The following is a 19,722-nucleotide window of genomic DNA, read 5'->3' as shown; positions in this document are numbered from 1 at the left end:
TCCCCAAACGAAAGGGACGAAAAACAACATGCCCGGAACGTTTTTTATCTTCACGTCCCGGGCACGCCGTGTGGTTATTTCGGCCTCCTGTCTATTTGCAGGTGGCGATATTAAACTCGTTGACCTTGGATATCTTGTGGTTGTTGCCCTCGATGACCGAGATGCACAACTTCACGTTACCGACCTTGATGCGGTTGTCGGCCTTGACCAGTGCGGTGTAGCGTATGCCGCATCCGGGGGCAATCTTCTCCACATGCACGCCGGGCGAGATGAAGATATGGCGGTTGCCGGTGGCTTCGACCACCATGGGCTGTACATCATAGATGGTCTGACGGCCGTTGTTGTAGACCTCAAAGACCACCTTGCACAGCTCGTTGCGGCTTATGCGGTTGTCGCCATTGGCGTCTATAAACCGGGCGTTGCGTATCTCTATCGTCGGCGTATAGGTTATGCCCTCGGCGATATTCTCCACGCTCGACGAACCGGGCAGCACCTGCGTGGGCTTAGTGCCCTTCTCGCTGTTACCGCCATCGCCGGGGGTGAACTCGATGCGGTCGTCGCCGCCGTTGTTCTCGTCGAAACCGCTGCCATATCCGGCTTCGCTCTGCTGGGTGGTCACGGGTTGCTGGGCGCGTGGACGCTGGCGCCGCTGACGGCTGGTATAGATGTCGTCGCCATAGTCGCGCTGACGCTGGCGACGGCTGGCATATCCGCCGTTGTCATAGCCCTGCTGTCGCTGCTGGTCGGCGGCGTTGCCGATGATGCCACCCAGCACGGCGCCACCCGCCATGCCCACGATGGTACCCATGTCGTGACCGCGCGGTCCGTCGCTGATGCCACCGATAGCACTACCCAATATCGAGCCGAAGGTGGCACCTGTATAGGCGCCCTGTCCGGCGTAGGTGCCGCATCCGCTCATCATCAGGAGCGTCGAAGCGGCTATTGCTGCGTATTGTTTCCTCATTCCCTTCACTGGTTTTAGTTACTGTTATGCTTGCAAAAGTAATCAATTCCACCGTCACCGCCATGGTTTTTCCCCTAAATCGCAATAGGGTTTCCCCTATTATTATAATTAAGGTGTAGATGACAGCGCCGTCATCACCGTGGCTACCCAAAAGGCTCCCGCTGCCTCTCTTGGGGCAGACGGGAGCCATGCTTATGCGGTCGGTTCACACCGAGTGATTACCAGATATGGGCGCGCTTGTCGGGAGCCAGATAGAGGCGGTCGGTGGGGTGGATGTTCCAAGCCTCATACCAGGCGTCGATATGGGGCAGAGCGGCATTGACACGCAGATGGTTGGGCGAGTGTACGTCGCTGTTGACGAGGTAAGCCACAAACTGCGGAGCCACATTGCTGGCCCAGATGCGGGCATAGGAGAGGAAGAAGCGCTGGGCTGCGCTGTAGCCGTCCTTCTCGGGCAGAGGCTGCTTGGCCATCACGTTCTGCAGGGCACGGAATGCCACGTTGATACCGCCGTTGTCGCCGATATTCTCGCCAAGGGTCTTCTCGCCATTGACCTTCAGGCCGGGCTGTACCTCCTGTGCGCTAAACCAGCCGGCCAACACCTTGGTGCGCTGGCTGTAGTTGGCCTTGTCCTCGTCGGTCCACCAGTTGTTCAGGTTGCCGTCCTTGTCAAACTGGCAGCCCTGGTCGTCGAAGCCGTGGCTCATCTCGTGGCCGATGACGGCTCCGATGGCGCCATAGTTGGCGGCGTCGTCGGCCTCGGCGTCAAAGAACGGAGCCTGGAGGATGGCTGCCGGGAAGTTGATACTGTTGAAGGTTGGGGCATAGAAGGCGTTGACCATCTGGGGATTGCAGGCGAAGACAGTCTTGTCGACAGGCTTGCGCCACTTCTTCTCCAGACTGCGGCGGCGCAGGGCGGGGATAATCTCGTCGTAGTTGGCGCGCAGGCTCTTGCTTTCGTCTATCTGCACGTACTCTTCCATGTTCTGCCACTTATCGGGATAACCTATATTGATACGCATACTGCGCAGCTTCTCTATGGCCTTAGCCTTGGTGGCATCGGTCATCCATGTGTTCTCGCCGATGCGCTGGGCGAAGGCGTCCTGCAGGTTGTGTACCATCTCCACCACTCTCTGCTTGCTGCTCTCGGGGAAGTACTTGGCGACATAGAGCTTGCCGATAGACTCGCCCATGAGTCCCTGGACAAATCCCAGTCCGCGCTTCCAGCGGGGCTGCTGCTCCTTGACGCCATAGACGGCCTTGGTGTATTCGAAACGGCGGTTGACGAAGTCGTCGGAGAGCAGGCTCACAGACGAACTGATGACGCTGGCCTCCAAGCTGGCCTTGAGGGCGAAGAGGTCGGCGGTGGCGAGTATCTTCTCTACCTCGTGGATGGGCTCGGGCTGACCCACATCGACAGAGTCAATGTCGGAAGGATAGCCATAAGCCAGACAGAGCTGCTTCCAGTCGATGCCGGGATAGTCGCGCAGCAGGTCCTGCCAGCTCATCTTGTGGATATTGGCCTGAGGGTCGCGGCTCTTCACCTGGTCGTAGCTCTGGCGGGCTATCTGGTCTTCGATGGCGAAGGCTGCCTGCATCTTCTTCTCAGCCATGGCCTCGCTGTTGCCCACCATCTTGAAGAGGTCTTTCATCAGACTCTTGTAGGCGGCCACCACTGCCTTCTGCTGCTCATTGGGCTGGGTATAGTATTCGGGGTCAAGACCGATGCCACCCTGGTTGGCACCGAAGATGTACTGGTCAGAGTTGATGGCGTCCTGGCCCAGTCCGAAGCCGAAGAGCATGGTGCCGTAGCCCTTGGCACCCAGTTCGTACATCACGCGCTCACACTGCTTGCGGTTCTTGATGGCAGCCACCTTGGCAAGGGCGGGCTTGATGGGCTCGTAGCCCATACGGTTGCGAGCCACCGTGTCCATATACATACGGTAAAGCGAACCAATTTTCTGGCCCACTGTGCCCTGGGGCATGTGCTTCTCGGCATACTCCTTCACGAGGTCGCGTATGCGGTCGTTGTTCTGCTCGTCCAAATCGGTAAACGAACCGTTCATGGGGTGTACGGCGTCGAGTGGATGGCTCTTGAGCCAGCCGCCGGCAGCAAACTGGTAGAAATCTTCACCGGGCTTGACTTCAAGGTTCATGTTGGCCTTGTCAATGCCGCTTTTGAGTGTTTGGGCAGAGGTCATGCCTGAGATGGCGAGTGCCGCGATTAACATTTTAATTTTCATTTGTAGGGTTATTTTGTTGATTAATTGTTTCCGTCCTGAGTGCCACGATGATGGTAGAGGCTATCCTCGTCAAGGTGGGCCTTTATGAGATTGTTTTCTTGTCTGCTTCAGTCTTTCAGACATCCAATGGGAACTACGAATACGCCATCTTTTCTTCGATAGGCATAATCGCCAGTACCTGTAAGCACCATCATGAAGGAAGGCTCATTCATCTTTTCTGTATTTATTTTTTCCTTAAGAGTCAACAGATTGGCTGCCCCTTCATTGACGAGCCTGTCACCACCCAGCTTAACCTCAACAAGTCCGTATTTTCCATTACGGAGATGTATCACGGCATCACATTCCAGCCCGTTCTTGTCTCGATAATGATACACCGCACCATCCAGCGCATCTGCAAATACCCGCAAGTCACGGATACACAGGGTCTCAAAGAAGAGCCCCATAGTGTTGAGGTCGCCAATAAGGTCATTTGGACCAAGTCCCAATACTGCGGTGCCTATCGAAGGGTCTATGAAGTATCGGGTGTTGGCCGTGCGGATGGCTGTCTTTGAGCGGAGGTTGGGGTTCCAAGCCTCAGAGTCCTCTATGACAAATATCTTTCGCAATGCCTCCAAATAACCGCCTGCCGTCTTTACGCTTATTTCATTTTCATCATTGGTCATCATGTCTGCCACTATAGTTCCGATGGTTGCCTGCGAACCTTGGTTACGGGCGTATGAACGCAAAAGCAGCCTCGTTGTCGTACTATTGCGGTTAACTCCATCCACTCGGGAAATATCTTTTTTGATAATGGCGTCCACATAATCGAACGCTTGCGCCAGGGCAGCCTCGCCTTGCAAATTGCATGCGAAGGGCCAGCCACCGCGGCAAATCAAGAAGGCAATGTCATCTATCTTCAGCTTGTTTACGGCGACGATTTTTTCAGGAGTTCCAAACAGATGAGCCAAGCTAACACCGCCATTTGACTCTCCTGACTCATAGAGGCTCATTGGACGCATGGTCAACCAGCTGAACCGTCCTGTACCAGAGTGGTGTATCTCTTTTTCTTCCGCGGGAACGGCAGAGCCTGTCAAGACAAATTGCCCTACCTCGCGCCTATGGTCAATCTCAAACCTTATGGCATCCCACAGCTTCGGTGCCAACTGCCACTCGTCAATCAGTCTCGGAGTATCGCCATCCAGCAACACGGAAGCGTCAATCTCCGCCATCTCCAGATTGGTTGCCAACGACGTAGGATTATCCATATACAAGATGCTGTTTGCCTGCTGTTCGGCGGTGGTGGTCTTCCCGCACCACTTGGGACCTTCTATCAATATGGCTCCTTTGCTTGCCAACTTCTTGGCAAGCATTTGGTCTGCGATTCTATGTTTGTACTCCATATCTTCAAATGATTTGATTTACAGCTGCAAATATACATCTTTTTTCTGTTATTTCCTCAGTTGGCGCATTTTTATTTCCTCAGTTGGCGCATTTTCACTTCCTCAGTTGGCGCGATTTCGCTTCCTCAGTTGGCGGAAATGATGGTTGACGGGGTGGTCGGCGTGGTGAGAAAAGCCCTTGAGCCAACTGCCGGCGATCAACTGGTGAATACATCACCTGACTTGACCTCAAGGGGCATGCTGACCGTCATCGTCGGCACGATATTCGAGTATATCGCCGGGCTGGCAGTCGAGAGCCTGACAGATGGCTTCGAGGGTGGTGAAGCGTATGGCTTTGGCCTTGCCCGTCTTGAGTACCGAGAGGTTGGCGGGAGTGATACCCACCCGCTCGGCCAACTCGCCCGACGACATCTTGCGCCGGGCCATCATCACATCTACATTTACTATGATTGCCATGATTGGTACTGTTTATATGGTAAGGTCGTTTTCTTCTTTCATCTTCTGGCCCACGGCAAAGAGCTGGCTCACCATGAGCAAGCCCAACCCTATGACGAGCAGCATACTGTCTATCTCGCTGTGGAGGCTCACGTCGTAGCCGGCATAGGCCACGGCGGGCGTAGTGTCAAAGGCCAGCAACAGCCATTCGCCCAGATAGATGGCTATGATGTACCAACCCATCAGCCGCAGCCGACGAGTGGCAGACTCGCCGAAGTCTTCACCTCGGTTTACGGCAAGCACCAGCCGGATGAAGACTACCCAGAAAGCTAAACAACAACCCGACATCGCCAGCAGCACCAGCATATTACCTATGATGACCAGCACCGGCGTGCTACCCGTGCCTTCGGCGACCACCCAAGCGGTCACCTTGCTCACGCGCAGCGAGTCGGTATTGCCAGTCATCGTGTTGGTCATCGCCAGTTCGCGGCGTGCCGGGTTGTGCGAACGCAAGTCCAGAATGTAGGGTTTGCAGGTCTTGCCCGTGGCACGGTCCTGAAACTCAAGGGTGGCGTCGGCATAACCGCTGTTAAAGCCTTCGACAAAGTGCTGGGCAGCCGTGAAGAGAGAGAAAGCCACAGCTATCAACAGCAGAATACAATAGAAGTTGAACTTACGTTTCATCTGTTTTCTTGATAATTATTAATAACTTATTGTTAATTGTATATTATTTATCGAATAACGATATGGCAAAGGTAGAGATTATCTCTGTAACCACCAAGTAAAACTCCAGTTTTATTATCGTTTAACGATAAATTTAACACTCTTACACGCATCGTGGCGGCCATCATCGCCGTCACAGCGATGAGGGTCTCCACGCCCACCTCATTCCCCGACACGATAAAAGTAATGATGGATAGAAAAAAAGAGGGGGAAAAATAGAGCGGTTTCACAAAAATGTAATACATTTGCAGCAGTGTATTCAATGAATGTGTATTGCGCCGCAAGGCTAAAGTTATTGTCATGAGAGTATATTGTGTCAACCACCTGCCTTTAGGTAAGAGTTTCTATGCCATCAACCTCTTTGGCGTCGTTTTCGCCAAAGGTCCGCTGAATAGTGTCAGTACCCGTCACGAGTATATACACACCCTGCAGCAGCGCGAGATGCTCTACATCTTTTTCTACTTGTGGTATGCCGTCGAGTGGCTGCTCCGTCTGGCCTATTGCCGTGACGGCTACAAGAGCTATGCCAACCTCGCCTTTGAGCGCGAGGCTTACGCCAACCAGTACAACCCGCGCTACCCGCAGCAACGCCGTCCCTACGCCTGGCTACACCACCTGTGGCATAGGGAGTCATGGCGCGAAGTGTGGCACTGACCTCTGATTTCCAGTCCCAACCGTTTGCATTCTGCGCAGAGTTGTGTAACTTTGCACACATCGTCGTCGCTGCCACCCTCATGGTGTTTGGCGTCGGATCTATATATATAATAAGGTAATAACATATATATAATAAGGTATAAGGATATGACTACACGCACGATAGCCGTACTCGGCATGATGTGTGCCGGATGTGCCGGCACCGTAGAGCGCACCCTCTCGCGCATGGAGGGCGTGACGACAGCCAGCGTCAATCTCGCCGCTCGCACCGTGACGGTGACCTACGACGAGCACCTCACCTCGCCCCAGGCGATGAAGGAGCGGTTGGCCCAGGCGGGCTACGACCTGGTGATAGAGCAAGACCGCAACGTAGAAGCCATCGAGCGACGGCAGTATCAGCGCCTGAGACGCAAGGTGGCGGTGGCGTGGCTGCTCTCGCTGCTCTGCATGGCCATAGGCATGGGGTGGATAGAGACGGGCAGCGCCGATGCAGCCAACCAACTATCCATGCTGATAGCTCTGGCGGCTATGGTGTGGTGCGGACGCGACATCTATCACTCGGCATGGCGACAGACGCTGCATGCCACAGCCAACATGGACACCCTCGTGGCGATGAGCACGATTATCAGCTTCGGCTTCAGTTTCTTCAACACCTTCTGGGGCGACGTGTGGACTGCCTCGGGCATGGAGTGGCACACCTACTATGATGCCACAGTCATGATTCTCACCTTCGTGCTCACGGGCCGCATGCTCGAGGAGCGCGCCAAGCACAGCACAGCTTCAGCCATACGCTCGCTCATGGGCCTGGCTCCCAAGACAGCACGCGTGGTGAGCGGCGACGCTCTCGTCGAGATGCCTCTCGCTGCTGTGCAACCCGGCGACTGCGTCGAGGTGAGAGCCGGAGAGAAAGTGGCTGTCGACGGCGTGGTCACCGCTTGGGGCGACACCACAGCGACGATAGACGAGAGCATGATAAGCGGTGAGCCCCAGGCTGTAGCCAAGCATGCCGGCGACCGCGTGCTGGCTGGTACCATCGTCGTCAGCGGCGCCCTGCGGTTTACCGCCCGCGAGGTGGGCAGCAAGACCATGCTGGCACAGATTATCCGCATGGTGCAGCAGGCCCAGGGCTCCAAGGCTCCCGTACAGCGAGTGGTCGACAGGATAGCCGCCGTCTTTGTGCCCACGGTGCTTGTGCTCTCGGTGCTCACCCTCGTGGCGTGGCTCGTCATCGGCGGCATGAGCCAGCTGCCCCGAGCCGTCATGTCGGCGGTGTCGGTGCTGGTCATCGCCTGTCCCTGCGCCATGGGACTCGCCACCCCCACTGCACTCATGGTGGGCATAGGGCGTGCAGCGCGCATGGGCATACTCATCAAGGACGCCACCGCGCTCGAGACCATGCGCCACATCGATGCCATCGTCATCGACAAGACGGGCACCCTCACCCTCCCTGCAGCCGATGCCGCCGACAGCGACGACGTAAGCCGACGCGAGAGTCTGAAGCCCCACGCCCGCGAGGCCATCGCGCAACTCAAGAGTCAGGGTATAGACATCTACATGATGAGCGGCGACCGCGACGAGGCTGTCGCCTACTGGGCCAAGCAGGCTGGCATAGACCATTGGCGTAGCCGCGTCATGCCACAGGACAAGCAGGACATGGTGGCCCGTCTGCAGGCCGAGGGCAGGCATGTGGCGATGGTGGGCGACGGCATCAACGACAGTCAGGCATTGGCAGCCGCCGATGTGGGCATAGCCATGGGCCGCGGCACCGATGTAGCGATGGACGTGGCACAGGTCACCCTCATGGGCAACGACCTGCGCCGCATAGCCGAAGCCTTCAGTCTGTCGCGCCAGACGGTAGGCATGATTCGCCAGAACCTCTTCTGGGCGTTCATCTACAATCTCGTCTGCATCCCCCTTGCCGCTGGAGTCCTCTACGCCGTCACCGACTTCCAGATTACGCCCATGTGGGCAAGCGCACTGATGGCCATGAGCAGCGTGAGCGTGGTGCTCAACAGCCTGCGGCTCAAGTGGAAACGCGCCTGAGCCACTGCCGCCACCGCCCACACCTCTACACATACAGAGGACATCTCCCCGACGCTGGAGGATGCCTCTGCAAAGCTGGAGATTACTCTCACCAAGCAGGAGAGTACCTCCAGCTTTTTTGTATATATTGTTGATGCACAGGAAAGAGAACAGGGCAGTAAGTTGTCCGTTTCGCCATTAATTAGTAACTTTGCAACCACAGCAAAGATTAAGGACAAGACAGATGATAGTTTGTATAGCAGAGAAACCCAGTGTGGCCAAAGACATTGCCCGCATCATCGGCGCCACCTCGGCGCGCGACGGATACATGGAGGGCAACGGGTATCAGGTGACGTGGACCTTCGGCCACCTGTGCTGCCTCAAGGAGCCCAACGACTACGCCGAGAACTGGAAGCACTGGAGCCTTGCCGCGCTACCCATGATTCCGCCACGATTCGGCATCAAGCTCATAGACGACCAGGGCATCAAAAAGCAGTTTGCAGTCATCCAGAAACTCATGACCCAGGCCGACAGCATCGTCAACTGCGGTGACGCCGGACAGGAGGGTGAGCTCATACAGCGGTGGGTGATGCAGATGGCCAAAGCCACCTGCCCCGTCAAGCGACTGTGGATATCGTCGATGACCGACGAGGCCATACGCGAAGGCTTTGCCAAGTTGCGCGAGCAGGAAGACTACAACTCGCTCTACCTGGCCGGACTCTCGCGAGCCGTGGGCGACTGGCTGCTGGGTATGAACGCCACCCGACTCTATACGCTCAAGTATGGACAGAACCGACAGGTGCTGAGCATCGGCCGAGTGCAGACTCCCACGCTGGCACTTATCGTTAACCGACAGAAGGAGATAGACCAGTTCAAACCCGAACCATATTGGGTACTGGCGACGATATATCGCAACACTCAGTTTACTGCGACACAGGGCAAGTTCACCTCCCGCGAAGAGGGCGAGCAGGCCTTTGCCACCATCGAGGGCAAACCCTTCAGAGTGACAGGCGTGCAGAAGAAGAAGGGAACCGAAGCCCCACCCCACCTCTACGACCTCACCTCGCTCCAGGTAGACTGCAACAAGAAGTTCAGTTACTCTGCCGAGATGACGCTTAACATTATCCAGTCTCTCTATGAGAAGAAGCTCACTACTTACCCTCGTGTCGACACCCAATTCCTCTCCGACGACATCTATCCCAAGTGTCCAGGCATCATGAACGGGCTCAAGAGCTATCACGAACTGATGCGACCGATAGCCGGGAAGCCCCTCATCAAGCCCAAGCGTATCTTCGACACCTCCAAGGTGACCGACCACCACGCCATCATTCCCACCGGACAGGAGGCGAGAGGACTCACCGACCTCGAGCACAATGTCTACGACCTCATCGTGCGCCGCTTCATCGCCGCCTTCTACCCCGACTGCACCTTTGCCACCACCACGGTGACGGGAGCCGTGGACAAGATAGACTTCAAGGTGTCGGGAAAGGAAATTCTTGACCCCGGATGGCGTCAGGTCTATGCCCGAGACACCCATAAGGACGACGAGGCCGAGAAAGACGACGAAGAGCGCACGCTCGAAGCCTTTGTCAAGGGCGAAGAGGGTCCCCACACGCCTACTCTTACCGAGAAGCAGACCACGCCACCCAAGCCATACACCGAAGCCACGCTCCTGAGAGCCATGGAGACGGCAGGCAAGTTTGTGGACAACGAGGAACTGCGCGCCGCGCTCAAGGAGAACGGCATCGGACGCCCGTCGTCGCGAGCCGGCATCATCGAGACGCTCTTCAAGCGCCACTACATACGCCGCGAGCGCAAGAACCTCATAGCCACGCCCACCGGCATACAGCTGATAGACATGATACACGAGCGGCTGCTCACCAGCTGCGAGCTCACGGGTATCTGGGAGAAGAAGCTGCGCGACATAGAGCACAAGAAGTACGACGCCTCGCAGTTTGTCAACGAACTCAAGGTGCAAATCACCGACATCGTCAACGATGTGTTGCGCGACAACTCCAACCGGCGTGTCACCGTGACCACCGACGAGGACCTCAAGAAGAAGCCAGCCAAGCGCAAGGCCGCACCCCGCAAGCCGGCAGCCAAGCCCGCCGACGCCAAACCCAAAGCCGCCGACTCTACCCCCAAGCCCGTCGCACCTGCACCCGACGCACAGCCCGCCGACCCCATGGTGGGCCGCCCCTGCCCCAAGTGCGGCCAGGGCACCATCATCAAGGGCAAGACCGCCTATGGTTGCAGCCGCTGGCGCGAGGGATGTGACTGGAGACAGCCTCTCAACAACGACAACAAGACACAATAATGACCTCTACCTGCAAACCTACGCGCAATGTGGCGCTCGACCTCATCAGAGTGGTCGCCATCGTGCTGGTGCTGTGGCAGCACGCCAGCGAGTATTACTACATCGGAGACAACCTGAGCATCATCCATGCCAACATCCCGCTGCTGACATGGATAAACAGCGTGGCACGCATCTGTGTACCGCTTTTTGTAATGATTTCGGGCTATCTGCTGCTGCCCGTCTCCACCTCTACCACCACCTTCTTCCGCCACCGCTTCACCCGCATCCTCTTCCCGTGGGTGTTCTGGTGCGTGGCCTATGCCGTCTACTTCATGCTGCGTAGCGGCGACGGCATCGCCACCTGCATCGCCAGTGTGTGCCGCATCCCGCTCAACTACGGAGTCGAGGTGGGCCACCTCTGGTATATCTACATGCTCATCGGCGTGTATCTGCTGGCGCCCATCGTTTCGCCCTGGCTGCGCCAGTGTGGCAAGCGCGAACTCCAGGGCTATCTGGCACTGTGGATGCTTACCACCCTGCTGCCCTATCTGCACCATGCAGGCATCGCGCTGTGGGGCGAGGCGTCGTGGAACGTCACCCCAGCGTTCTACTATTACACCGGCTTCGGCGGCTACTTCGTCCTGGGCCACTATCTGCGACGCTACGGATGTCCGCGACTGTCGGTGTCGATGGCACTGCTGGTGGTGGGCTATCTGTTTACTGCCCAGGCCTTCCTCTACTTCGACTCCTTTGCCAAGGATGCCGTAGAGCTTGAGGTGCCCTGGGACTTCTGCTCCGTCAACGTGATGATGATGACGCTCGGCACCTTTGGCGCGTTAAGCCGCGTACGCCTCAGCGCCACCTCGACCATAGGCCGGCTGGTCATCTCGGTATCTACGTGCAGCTACGCCATGTATCTGGCCCACATCATGATACTCAACGCCTTCCACGACCTCTACGACGGCGCTGCGCCCGTGGCTGCCCTGGTGCCGATGATAGCCCTCAGCACCACCGCCACCACCTATGCCGCAGTATGGTGCCTCGGTCGCCTGCCCTGGAGCCGCTACTGGTTAGGAATAGACTGACCCTGGGGCAATAAATCGCCAATTCCGGCGTTATCTTTGTAAAAGACTCAAAGATGAAACACCTATTATATACTCTCATCCTTGTCGCTACGCTGCTCTCCTTGAGCGGCTGTGGTGCCGAGCGTGCCGTGCGCAAAGGCGACAAGCACCAGGCACTGGGCGAATACTATGATGCCGCCGTGCAGTATCGCAAGGCTTACCGACAGCTCTCGCCCAAGGAGCGGGAGCAGCGCGGCAAGGTGGCGCTCAAGATGGCGCGCTGCTATGAGCGCATCAACCAGTCGCAGCGAGCCAACTCTGCCTACGCCAATGCCCTCAGATACGGACAGGCTGGGCTCGAAGACCGTCTTGCTTATGGCCGACAGCTGCTCAAGAGTGCGTCGTACAAGGAGGCTGCCGACATGTTCAGGACAGTGCTCGACTCGATGCCCGACAACGAGCTGGCCAAGAGTGGACTGGCATCGGCGCTCAACGCACCCGCCATCAAGCAGGCGGGCTCGCGATACAAGGTCAAGAGGATGGATGTCTTCAACTCGCGACGGGCCGACTACAGCCCGGTGCTGGCAGGCGACGCCCTGGACCACCTCTACTTCTCCTCGACGCGCAACGAGGCCGAGGGCGACGAGCTGAGTGGCATCACGGGCACCAAGAATGCCGACATCTTCGTCTCGGTCAAGGACGACAAGGGCAAGTGGTCCAAGCCCGAACCCGTGAGCGGCGGCCTCAACACCGCCTACGACGAGGGCGCATGCTGCATCAGCCCCGACGGCCGTGAGATGTATCTCACCCAGTGTGTGACCGACCCCTCGTCGCCCCGATATGCAGAGATAGTCACCTCCAACCGCAGCGACGCCGCATGGAGCAAGCCCACCAAGCTGGAGCTCACCCGCGACACGCTGTCAAGCTATGCCCACCCCGCCATATCGCCCGACGGCGAGTGGCTGTACTTCGTCTCCGACATGCCAGGTGGCAAGGGAGGCATGGACATCTGGCGCGTGCGCATCACATCGGTCGGACTGGGCGGCGTGGAAAACCTGGGTGAGCCCATCAATACCCCCGGCGACGAGATGTTTCCCACCTTCCGCCCCAACGGCGACCTCTACTTCTCGAGCAACGGCCATTCCGGACTGGGAGGACTGGATATCTTCATCGCCAAGGTCAACAAGCAGGGCCGCTACCAGCTCTACCACCCCGGCTACCCGCTCAACTCCCACGGCGATGACTTCGGCATGACCTTTGAGGGACCCCACAACCGGGGTTACTTCTCGTCCAACCGTGGCGACGGCCGCGGATGGGACCATATATACGCGTTTGAGAACCCCGAGGTGGTCAACACCGTCAAGGGATGGGTCTACGAGGCCGAGGGATACGAACTGCCGCAGGCCGAGGTCTACATGGTAGGCAACGACGGCACCAACCGCCGACTGACGCTCAAGAGCGACGGCTCGTTCACCCAGGTGGTCAAGCCCGGAGTGAGCTATGTGATGCTCGCCACCTGCAAGGGCTTCCTCAACCATAAGGAAGAGCTCACCGTGCAGCCCACCGAAGAGTCGGAAGAGACGGTGCTGCAGTTCCCGCTGGTATCTATCACCGCACCGGTGCTGATAGACAACATCTTCTACGACTTCGACAAGGCCACGCTGCGCCCCGAGTCGACCAAGGCGCTCGACGAACTGGTGACGCTGCTCAACGAAAACGGCAATGTGACCATCGAGCTGAGCGCCCACTGCGACTACAAGGGCAGCGCCGAGTACAACAAGCGGCTCTCGCAGCGCCGCGCCGAGGCTGTGGTCGACTATCTCACCGCCAAGGGCATAGCCCGCGACCGGCTCACGCCCGTGGGCTACGGCAAGGAGAAGCCCAAGACCATACGGCGCAAGCTCACCGAGCGGCTCACGTGGCTCAAGGAGGGCGACGTGCTGACCGAAGAGTTTATCAGCCATCTGGACAAGGACAAGCAGGAGATAGCCAACCAGCTGAACCGCCGCACCGAGTTTATCGTGCTGCGTACCACCTACGGACTGTTCGACGAGCACGGCAAACTCAAGAAGAGACCCAAGCCTGCCACCACCGACAAGCACGAGGGCGACGACGGGCTGAACATCATCATCGAGTAGCCCCACACCACCGCGCCCACACAGCAGGCGCATAGCCTCATCACTCCACAGCATAGCCTCATCACCCTATAGCATAACCTCTTTTTCCCACAGACGACAAAGCCCTGGCTCGCAAGAGTCAGGGCTTTGTCACTGCAGACCGTGGGGAAAACTGGCACCAAGGGCAGCCATGCTGTGAGTAACGATAACGATACAGAGTGTACAAAGAGCGGCGCCGGGCATATCTTGGGCGGCGCCGAGACCACCTTTACCAACGTGCTGACCATCTCTATCGGCTCGTAACGGAAGGCACGAGGGCTCGTGACGGAAGAAACGTGGGCTCGTAACATAAGCTACGTGGGCTCGTGCCTTACGTTACGAGCCGGCAATGATGGCAAGCACAAGGATGAAGCCAATGAGCATCACCGCATCCACACGCTGCGCAGCAACGTGAGCCACGACCACCGTCACGGATGTACCAAAAAGGGTTCGCTGTACATCCACAGGTGAATGTACAACGAACCCTATGCCCGGCAGTATGCAGGCGCGGCGCGCAGCCACAGTCCCCGCCCGCGGACGGCTATCGGCGATGATGCACAGGAGTGCGGCTGATGGTAATGATGCTGATGGCGGTTATCCCCACGACCACCGTAAGGAGTGTCGAGGGGCGCACGCAGTCGTTGACAGCCACCACGCCCACCAAGTCGCCCATGACTCCCATGAGCAGCGAACCCAGTCGGGGCAGCGACCCCATCATAGCCACCGCCAGCGCCCCTATGACGAAGCAGAAGAGCGTCCAGTAACGGTTAAGACGGTCGGTGTGCTGCGGCAAGTGGCGCATCACGCGACGGGTGAAACCCATATCGGCCACCTGGGGCTTGTGCTCGGTCATAAACTGTGCTATCAGTCTGTCATCATTGTCTGTCATATCCATTATGTCTTAAATAATCGGCCATTTTCTTCTTTCCACGCGAGAGATGCGACTTGACAGTGCCCTCGCGCATACCCGTAACCATGGTGATGTGGTCTATGCTCTGTCCCTCCATCAGCTGGAGCACCACGCAGGTGCGCTCGGCGTCGGTAAGGAGCGCCAGCGCATGGCGCAAGTCCATCTGCAGTCCACTGTCGGTGTCTCTCCCACTGCGCCCCATCACCGCGGGCGTTTCCAGAGAGTCGGTCGGGTGCTGCGTCTTCACGTGGTCGTAGTACACATTGTATGCTATGCGAAACAGCCACGTGCTGAACGACGCCTCTCCACGAAAGCGGGCGATGTTGAGGTAGGCTTTGACGAAGGTGTCTTGGGCCAGGTCGTCGCTCAACTGGGTGTCACCCAGCGTCTGGCTGAGGAAGAAGCGACGCACCTGGGCCTGGTATTTCTCAACCAGCCGCCCGAAGGCTGCCCGGTTGTGGAATATCGCCGCCTGGGTAATCCATGCTATGTCTTCGAGATTTCTCACGTCGCTCTATCTATATATAATAATGTGGTTACTGGTTGTCGCTCTCCTCGTCGTGCGGTGCTTCGGTGTGGCGGCCACCCGTGGTGCGCACGATGACCAGCTGGCCCACGCCATAGCAAGCCACCAGGGCGCCGATGCCCATGAGCATGCTCGAACTCCAGATGTAGAACATCACTATCATGCCCACGCCTATCGACACGTTGCGTATGCCCTTGCGCCAGAGGGCCTCGTTGGTATCGAGAGCCTGCTCGCAGAGTTGTGAGGGTATGGGCTGGCCGTGCTCCAGTGCCTTCTCGGCAAGCGCTATGCGGTCGTTGCGCTGCTTGATGAGATGGCGGACGATGAGGATGACGGCTATAAGAGGCGCAAACAGGAAGAGTAGCACTAACAGGCATACAATCACGGCAATGGCAATGCCTCCCATGCCGAAGAGGGGCTTGCAGAAATCGACAAACGAGCCGAAATCGTCCAGGTCGTCGTCCATATACGGCGTGGAGGCGTAGTAGGTGGAGTCGGCAGCGGAGGCAGCATCCCAGGAGGCGGTGTCGGAGTAGGCCTCGATGCCGGTGTGGGCAGTATCGGCCACCACAGCGTTGTCGAGGTGGTTGCGGTGGTGTGGGGCGGCATCGACGCTCATGGCGATGCAAGCCAGCATGACTGTAAGTGTCAGAATAAATCGTTTCATATCTTCTTCGTTTTGTTTTTTTCTATCCATTAGACGCATTGAGACGCCAATTAGTTGCAAAATAACTAAAAAAAAACTACTTTTGCAAAGTTAATAGCGTGAAGATGATAGATATACCTAAAGATTTTGCGGACTCCACGCGGCTGTTGATGGGCGATGCGCTTTACGAAACGCTCGTTGGCGGGCTCAACGATGAACCCTCGGTAAGCCTGCGCCTCAACCCCTTCAAGACCGATGGCCGCCCTGTGGGCCAAGTCACGCCCGTGCCCTGGTGCGACGGTGCCTACTGGCTCGAGTCGCGTCCCAATTTCACCTTCGACCCGCTGCTTCATGCCGGTTGTTACTATGTGCAGGAAGCGGCGTCAATGTTTCTGCACCATGTGCTGTCGCGGGTCATCGACCGGCCAGTGACAGCGCTCGACCTGTGTGCTGCGCCCGGCGGAAAGTCGACCACGGCGCGCGGGGTGCTGCCCCAGGGCAGTCTGCTGATATGCAACGAGCCCATACGCCAACGCGCCCAGATACTGAGCGAAAACATACAGAAGTACGGACACCCCGACGTGATGGTCACCAACAACTACCCGCGCGACTTCCGCAAAGCGGGGCTGCTCTTCGACCTGATTGTCGCCGACGTACCCTGCTCGGGCGAAGGCATGTTCCGCAAGGACGCCGGCGCCATAGCCGAATGGAGTCGGCAGAACGTGGAAAACTGCTACCGGCTGCAACGCGAAATCATCGAAGACATCTGGCCCTGTCTGCGGCCTGGCGGTATACTGGTCTACTCGACCTGCACGTTCAACGAACAGGAAAACGAGGACAACATCGCATGGATACGCGGACTGGGAGCCGATGTGCTGGACATCGACATCAGCGAGGAATGGAACATCACCGGTGCGCTCAAGGGCGAAGACAGTCTGTATCGCTTCATCCCCGGCCGCTCGCGCAGCGAAGGGCTGTGCATGGCTGTGCTGCGCAAGAGCGACGACACCGTGCTGGCTGAGCGTCGCGCCAAGGACAGCGGCAAGCCCGCCAAGACGCGACCGCGCACCGACGTGGGGGCGTGGATAAACGGCAGCGACCACTTCACCCTCTGCGAGAGGGGCGACACGCTGAGCGCCATCCCCACATGGTGGCTCGCACAGTATCGCGCCGCTGAGAAGTCGCTGCATCTGCTGCACGCCGGCATCACCTTGGGCACCGTCAAGGGCAAAGACGTGGTGCCCCACCAGTCGCTGGCACTCTCGACCGCACTCAACCGCTCGGCCTTTGCACAGGCAGAGGTCGGATACGGGCAAGCCATAGCCTATCTGCGCAAAGAAGCGATAACGCTCGACGCCGCCACGCCGCGCGGCATCGTGCTCATCACCTACCACGGCATACCCTTGGGATTTGCCAAGAACCTGGGCAACCGCGCCAACAACCTCTATCCCCCGGAATGGCGTATCAAGAGCACCCATCTGCCCGAACAAATACCGACAATACTCAATATATGAAACAATATCTCAATCTGCTTGACCGCATCCTTACCGAAGGAGCCACCAAGACCGACCGCACAGGTACGGGCACCAAGAGTGTCTTCGGCCATCAGATGCGGTTCAATCTCGAAGAGGGTTTCCCGCTTCTTACCACCAAGAAGCTGCACCTCAAGTCTATCATCTATGAGCTGCTGTGGTTCCTGCGCGGCGACACCAACGTGCGCTATCTCCAGGAACATGGTGTAAGGATTTGGAACGAATGGGCCGACGAAGACGGAGAGTTAGGGCCCGTGTACGGACACCAATGGCGCTCGTGGCCCGACTACAACGGCGGCACCATAGACCAGATACAGCAGGTGATAGACACGCTGAAGACTCACCCCGACTCGCGCCGCATGATTGTGTCGGCCTGGAACCCCGCCGAGGTCGACGAGATGGCGCTCCCACCCTGTCACTGCCTCTTCCAGTTCTATGTGGCTGACGACCGACTGAGTCTGCAGCTCTACCAGCGCTCTGCCGACACCTTCCTGGGTGTGCCGTTCAACATCGCCTCGTATGCGCTGCTGCTCCAGATGATGGCGCAGGTGACCGGACTGCGTGCCGGCGACTTCATCCACACCACCGGCGACACGCATCTCTATCTGAACCACATAGAGCAAGCCCGTCTGCAGCTCACACGCACACCGCGACCGCTGCCCAAGATGAACCTGAACCCCGACGTGAAGAGTCTCTTTGACTTCAAATACGAAGATTTCCAACTCACCGACTATGACCCGTGGCCACACATAGCCGCGCAGGTGTCGGTATAACCACTCGCTGAAAACATGCGCATCAACATCATAGCCGCCGTGGCACGCAACCGCGCCATAGGCATCGACAACAAACTCATATACTGGCTGCCCAACGACCTGAAACGGTTTAAGGCGCTCACCACGGGGCACACCATCATCATGGGGCGTCACACCTTTGAGTCGCTGCCCAAGGGCGCGCTGCCCAACCGCCGCAACATCGTGCTGAGCCGCACCGCCACCGAGTTTGCGGGCTGCGACACCTATGCCTCGATAGACGAGGCACTCGCCCACTGTGGCGACGACGAGGATATATATATACTAGGTGGAGCCAGCATCTATGCCCAGGCGCTCGACCGGGCTCAGCGGCTCTGCCTCACCGAGGTCGACGACACGCCAGAGGCTGCCGACGCCTTCTTCCCCGACTACAGCGGATGGCACGAGACCTGGCGCGAGCACCACGACAAAGACGAGCGTCACGCTCAGGCTTACGACTTCGTAGACTATGAGCCGGGCAAACGGGCAGAGGAACAATAGCGACACAGAGGAAAACATAACCCAAATGGCAATGACAATGAAGAAGACAGCTCTTATCACCGGTGCCACAAGTGGCATCGGAGAAGCCTGCGCCAGAAAGTTTGCGGCAGGCGGATACAATCTGATAATCACAGGGCGCAGAGCCGACAGGCTGGAGGAAATCAAGACCACGCTGGAGGCTATGGGCGCCGAGGTGGTGACACTGGCGTTCGACGTGCGCGACGCCGAGGCTACCACCAAGGCCATCGCGTCGCTCGGCGAAGGATGGCAGGAGATAGACGTGCTCATCAACAACGCCGGGCTGGCACTCGGTCTGGACAAGGAGTATGAAGGCGACCCGACAGACTGGAACACGATGATAGACACCAACATCAAGGGTCTGCTCACGATGACCCGACTGGTGGTGCCGGGCATGGTGGCGCGCAACAGGGGCCACGTCATCAACATAGGCAGTGTGGCGGGCGACGCCGCTTACGCCTGCGGCAACGTGTACTGTGCCACCAAAGCAGCCGTGAAGGCCCTCACCGACGGTCTGCGTATCGACGTGGCCCACACGGAAGTACGCGTGACCAACGTTAAGCCCGGACTGGTGGAAACAAACTTCAGCCGCGTGCGCTTCCATGGCAACAACGAGCGTGCCGACAATGTCTACAAAGGCGTCAAGCCGCTTACGGGCGACGACATAGCCGATGTGGCATTCTATGCAGCATCGGCGCCGAAGCATGTGCAGATAGCCGAGGTGCTGGTGTTGGCCACCCATCAGGCCAATGGCTCCTACATACATCGGGAAGCATAGGTTGGGCATCCAACCATCATCACGCAATCAGGCCTTGATGACTCGCTGTGGTCATCAAGGCCTGATTGCGTAGTGGGGATAATGGGC

20 protein-coding genes are annotated in these 19,722 nt (G+C 57.9%); 11 read left to right on the top strand and 9 right to left on the bottom strand.

What is annotated here, in order from left to right:
• Nucleotides 1-91: 91 nt before the first annotated feature.
• The 6 genes from CIK94_RS01920 to CIK94_RS01895 all read right to left on the bottom strand — a co-directional run bounded on the left by CIK94_RS01920 (nt 92) and on the right by CIK94_RS01895 (nt 6,046).
• Entirely contained in the window at nt 92-964 is an 873-nt protein-coding gene (locus CIK94_RS01920; RefSeq protein WP_094421031.1) for a hypothetical protein, read from the bottom strand.
• Nucleotides 965-1,182: 218 nt separating this feature from the next.
• Nucleotides 1,183-3,207, bottom strand: a complete 2,025-nt coding sequence (locus CIK94_RS01915) for a M13 family metallopeptidase (RefSeq protein WP_094421028.1) — start codon at nt 3,205-3,207, stop codon at nt 1,183-1,185.
• A 107-nt stretch (nt 3,208-3,314) separates the two neighbouring features.
• Complete coding sequence (locus CIK94_RS01910) at nt 3,315-4,586, bottom strand: ATP-binding protein (RefSeq protein ID WP_094388113.1); 1,272 nt, start codon at nt 4,584-4,586, stop codon at nt 3,315-3,317.
• A gap of 228 nt (nt 4,587-4,814) precedes the next feature.
• Nucleotides 4,815-5,042: a helix-turn-helix transcriptional regulator gene (locus tag CIK94_RS01905; protein ID WP_022309496.1), complete on the bottom strand. Its 228-nt coding sequence runs from the start codon at nt 5,040-5,042 to the stop codon at nt 4,815-4,817.
• 12 nt (nt 5,043-5,054) lie between these two features.
• Nucleotides 5,055-5,705 carry a DUF2975 domain-containing protein gene (locus tag CIK94_RS01900; protein WP_094421026.1) on the bottom strand — a complete coding sequence of 217 codons (651 nt, stop codon included), beginning with the start codon at nt 5,703-5,705 and terminating at the stop codon, nt 5,055-5,057.
• Between the two features lie 47 nt (nt 5,706-5,752).
• The gene (locus CIK94_RS01895; protein ID WP_144008269.1) at nt 5,753-6,046 is read right to left on the bottom strand and encodes a hypothetical protein; all 294 of its coding nucleotides are present in this window, start codon (nt 6,044-6,046) and stop codon (nt 5,753-5,755) included.
• Here CIK94_RS01895 and CIK94_RS01890 point away from each other — a divergent pair.
• From CIK94_RS01890 to CIK94_RS13935, 7 genes are all read left to right on the top strand, one after another.
• The gene (locus CIK94_RS01890) at nt 6,045-6,398 is read left to right on the top strand and encodes a hypothetical protein (RefSeq protein WP_094421091.1); all 354 of its coding nucleotides are present in this window, start codon (nt 6,045-6,047) and stop codon (nt 6,396-6,398) included. The genes CIK94_RS01895 and CIK94_RS01890 overlap by 2 nt on opposite strands.
• Nucleotides 6,399-6,545: 147 nt before the next feature.
• The gene (locus tag CIK94_RS01885; RefSeq protein WP_094421022.1) at nt 6,546-8,441 is read left to right on the top strand and encodes a cation-translocating P-type ATPase; all 1,896 of its coding nucleotides are present in this window, start codon (nt 6,546-6,548) and stop codon (nt 8,439-8,441) included.
• Between the two features lie 223 nt (nt 8,442-8,664).
• On the top strand, nt 8,665-10,737 hold the full coding sequence (locus CIK94_RS01880) for a DNA topoisomerase 3 (protein WP_094421020.1): 2,073 nt from the start codon (nt 8,665-8,667) through the stop codon (nt 10,735-10,737).
• Entirely contained in the window at nt 10,737-11,801 is a 1,065-nt protein-coding gene (locus CIK94_RS01875) for an acyltransferase (protein ID WP_094421018.1), read from the top strand. The genes CIK94_RS01880 and CIK94_RS01875 overlap by 1 nt, the downstream gene beginning before the upstream one ends.
• 53 nt (nt 11,802-11,854) lie before the next feature.
• Nucleotides 11,855-13,918, top strand: a complete 2,064-nt coding sequence (locus CIK94_RS01870; protein WP_094421016.1) for an OmpA family protein — start codon at nt 11,855-11,857, stop codon at nt 13,916-13,918.
• 126 nt (nt 13,919-14,044) lie between these two features.
• Nucleotides 14,045-14,200, top strand: a complete 156-nt coding sequence (locus CIK94_RS14285) for a hypothetical protein (protein ID WP_158216495.1) — start codon at nt 14,045-14,047, stop codon at nt 14,198-14,200.
• Nucleotides 14,201-14,218: 18 nt separating this feature from the next.
• Nucleotides 14,219-14,407, top strand: coding sequence for a hypothetical protein (locus CIK94_RS13935; RefSeq protein WP_144008268.1), 189 nt, complete (start codon nt 14,219-14,221; stop codon nt 14,405-14,407).
• Between the two features lie 70 nt (nt 14,408-14,477).
• Here the strand turns inward: CIK94_RS13935 and CIK94_RS01865 are convergent, their stop codons facing one another.
• From CIK94_RS01865 to CIK94_RS01855, 3 genes are read right to left on the bottom strand one after another with little or no spacing between them, the layout of a single operon-like run.
• Complete coding sequence (locus CIK94_RS01865; RefSeq protein ID WP_158216494.1) at nt 14,478-14,825, bottom strand: DUF5056 domain-containing protein; 348 nt, start codon at nt 14,823-14,825, stop codon at nt 14,478-14,480.
• Nucleotides 14,812-15,354, bottom strand: a complete 543-nt coding sequence (locus tag CIK94_RS01860) for an RNA polymerase sigma factor (RefSeq protein ID WP_094421012.1) — start codon at nt 15,352-15,354, stop codon at nt 14,812-14,814. Before CIK94_RS01860 ends, CIK94_RS01865 begins: the two co-directional genes overlap by 14 nt.
• 28 nt (nt 15,355-15,382) lie before the next feature.
• Complete coding sequence (locus CIK94_RS01855) at nt 15,383-16,039, bottom strand: DUF6249 domain-containing protein (RefSeq protein ID WP_144008267.1); 657 nt, start codon at nt 16,037-16,039, stop codon at nt 15,383-15,385.
• Between the two features lie 104 nt (nt 16,040-16,143).
• On the opposite strand from CIK94_RS01855, the gene CIK94_RS01850 reads away from it, so the two are divergent.
• The 4 genes from CIK94_RS01850 to CIK94_RS01835 are packed head-to-tail and all read left to right on the top strand — an operon-like array spanning nt 16,144 to nt 19,635.
• A complete protein-coding gene (locus tag CIK94_RS01850) occupies nt 16,144-17,532 on the top strand; it encodes a hypothetical protein (RefSeq protein WP_371591639.1) in 1,389 nt (462 codons plus the stop codon).
• A complete protein-coding gene (locus CIK94_RS01845) occupies nt 17,529-18,323 on the top strand; it encodes a thymidylate synthase (protein ID WP_094386671.1) in 795 nt (264 codons plus the stop codon). The genes CIK94_RS01850 and CIK94_RS01845 overlap by 4 nt, the downstream gene beginning before the upstream one ends.
• Nucleotides 18,324-18,338: 15 nt before the next feature.
• Nucleotides 18,339-18,839 carry a dihydrofolate reductase gene (locus tag CIK94_RS01840; RefSeq protein WP_094388106.1) on the top strand — a complete coding sequence of 167 codons (501 nt, stop codon included), beginning with the start codon at nt 18,339-18,341 and terminating at the stop codon, nt 18,837-18,839.
• A 37-nt stretch (nt 18,840-18,876) separates the two neighbouring features.
• Nucleotides 18,877-19,635 (top strand): SDR family NAD(P)-dependent oxidoreductase, encoded by a 759-nt coding sequence (locus CIK94_RS01835; protein ID WP_094421007.1) that lies wholly within the window; start codon nt 18,877-18,879, stop codon nt 19,633-19,635.
• The last annotated feature ends 87 nt before the right edge of the window (nt 19,636-19,722 follow it).

The sequence above is a fragment of the Prevotella sp. P4-51 genome, from assembly GCF_002251455.1.
Taxonomy (GTDB): domain Bacteria; phylum Bacteroidota; class Bacteroidia; order Bacteroidales; family Bacteroidaceae; genus Prevotella.
This window is presented reverse-complemented; position numbering and strand designations above follow the sequence as displayed.

Coding starts and splice junctions, on each gene's coding strand:
- CIK94_RS01920 (WP_094421031.1), bottom strand. CDS start 964: ATGAGGAAACAATACGCAGCAATAGCCGCTTCGACGCTCCTGATGATG.
- CIK94_RS01915 (WP_094421028.1), bottom strand. CDS start 3,207: ATGAAAATTAAAATGTTAATCGCGGCACTCGCCATCTCAGGCATGACC.
- CIK94_RS01910 (WP_094388113.1), bottom strand. CDS start 4,586: ATGGAGTACAAACATAGAATCGCAGACCAAATGCTTGCCAAGAAGTTG.
- CIK94_RS01905 (WP_022309496.1), bottom strand. CDS start 5,042: ATGGCAATCATAGTAAATGTAGATGTGATGATGGCCCGGCGCAAGATG.
- CIK94_RS01900 (WP_094421026.1), bottom strand. CDS start 5,705: ATGAAACGTAAGTTCAACTTCTATTGTATTCTGCTGTTGATAGCTGTG.
- CIK94_RS01890 (WP_094421091.1), top strand. CDS start 6,045: ATGAGAGTATATTGTGTCAACCACCTGCCTTTAGGTAAGAGTTTCTAT.
- CIK94_RS01895 (WP_144008269.1), bottom strand. CDS start 6,046: ATGACAATAACTTTAGCCTTGCGGCGCAATACACATTCATTGAATACA.
- CIK94_RS01885 (WP_094421022.1), top strand. CDS start 6,546: ATGACTACACGCACGATAGCCGTACTCGGCATGATGTGTGCCGGATGT.
- CIK94_RS01880 (WP_094421020.1), top strand. CDS start 8,665: ATGATAGTTTGTATAGCAGAGAAACCCAGTGTGGCCAAAGACATTGCC.
- CIK94_RS01875 (WP_094421018.1), top strand. CDS start 10,737: ATGACCTCTACCTGCAAACCTACGCGCAATGTGGCGCTCGACCTCATC.
- CIK94_RS01870 (WP_094421016.1), top strand. CDS start 11,855: ATGAAACACCTATTATATACTCTCATCCTTGTCGCTACGCTGCTCTCC.
- CIK94_RS01865 (WP_158216494.1), bottom strand. CDS start 14,825: ATGACAGACAATGATGACAGACTGATAGCACAGTTTATGACCGAGCAC.
- CIK94_RS01855 (WP_144008267.1), bottom strand. CDS start 16,039: ATGAAACGATTTATTCTGACACTTACAGTCATGCTGGCTTGCATCGCC.
- CIK94_RS01850 (WP_371591639.1), top strand. CDS start 16,144: ATGATAGATATACCTAAAGATTTTGCGGACTCCACGCGGCTGTTGATG.
- CIK94_RS01845 (WP_094386671.1), top strand. CDS start 17,529: ATGAAACAATATCTCAATCTGCTTGACCGCATCCTTACCGAAGGAGCC.
- CIK94_RS01840 (WP_094388106.1), top strand. CDS start 18,339: ATGCGCATCAACATCATAGCCGCCGTGGCACGCAACCGCGCCATAGGC.
- CIK94_RS01835 (WP_094421007.1), top strand. CDS start 18,877: ATGAAGAAGACAGCTCTTATCACCGGTGCCACAAGTGGCATCGGAGAA.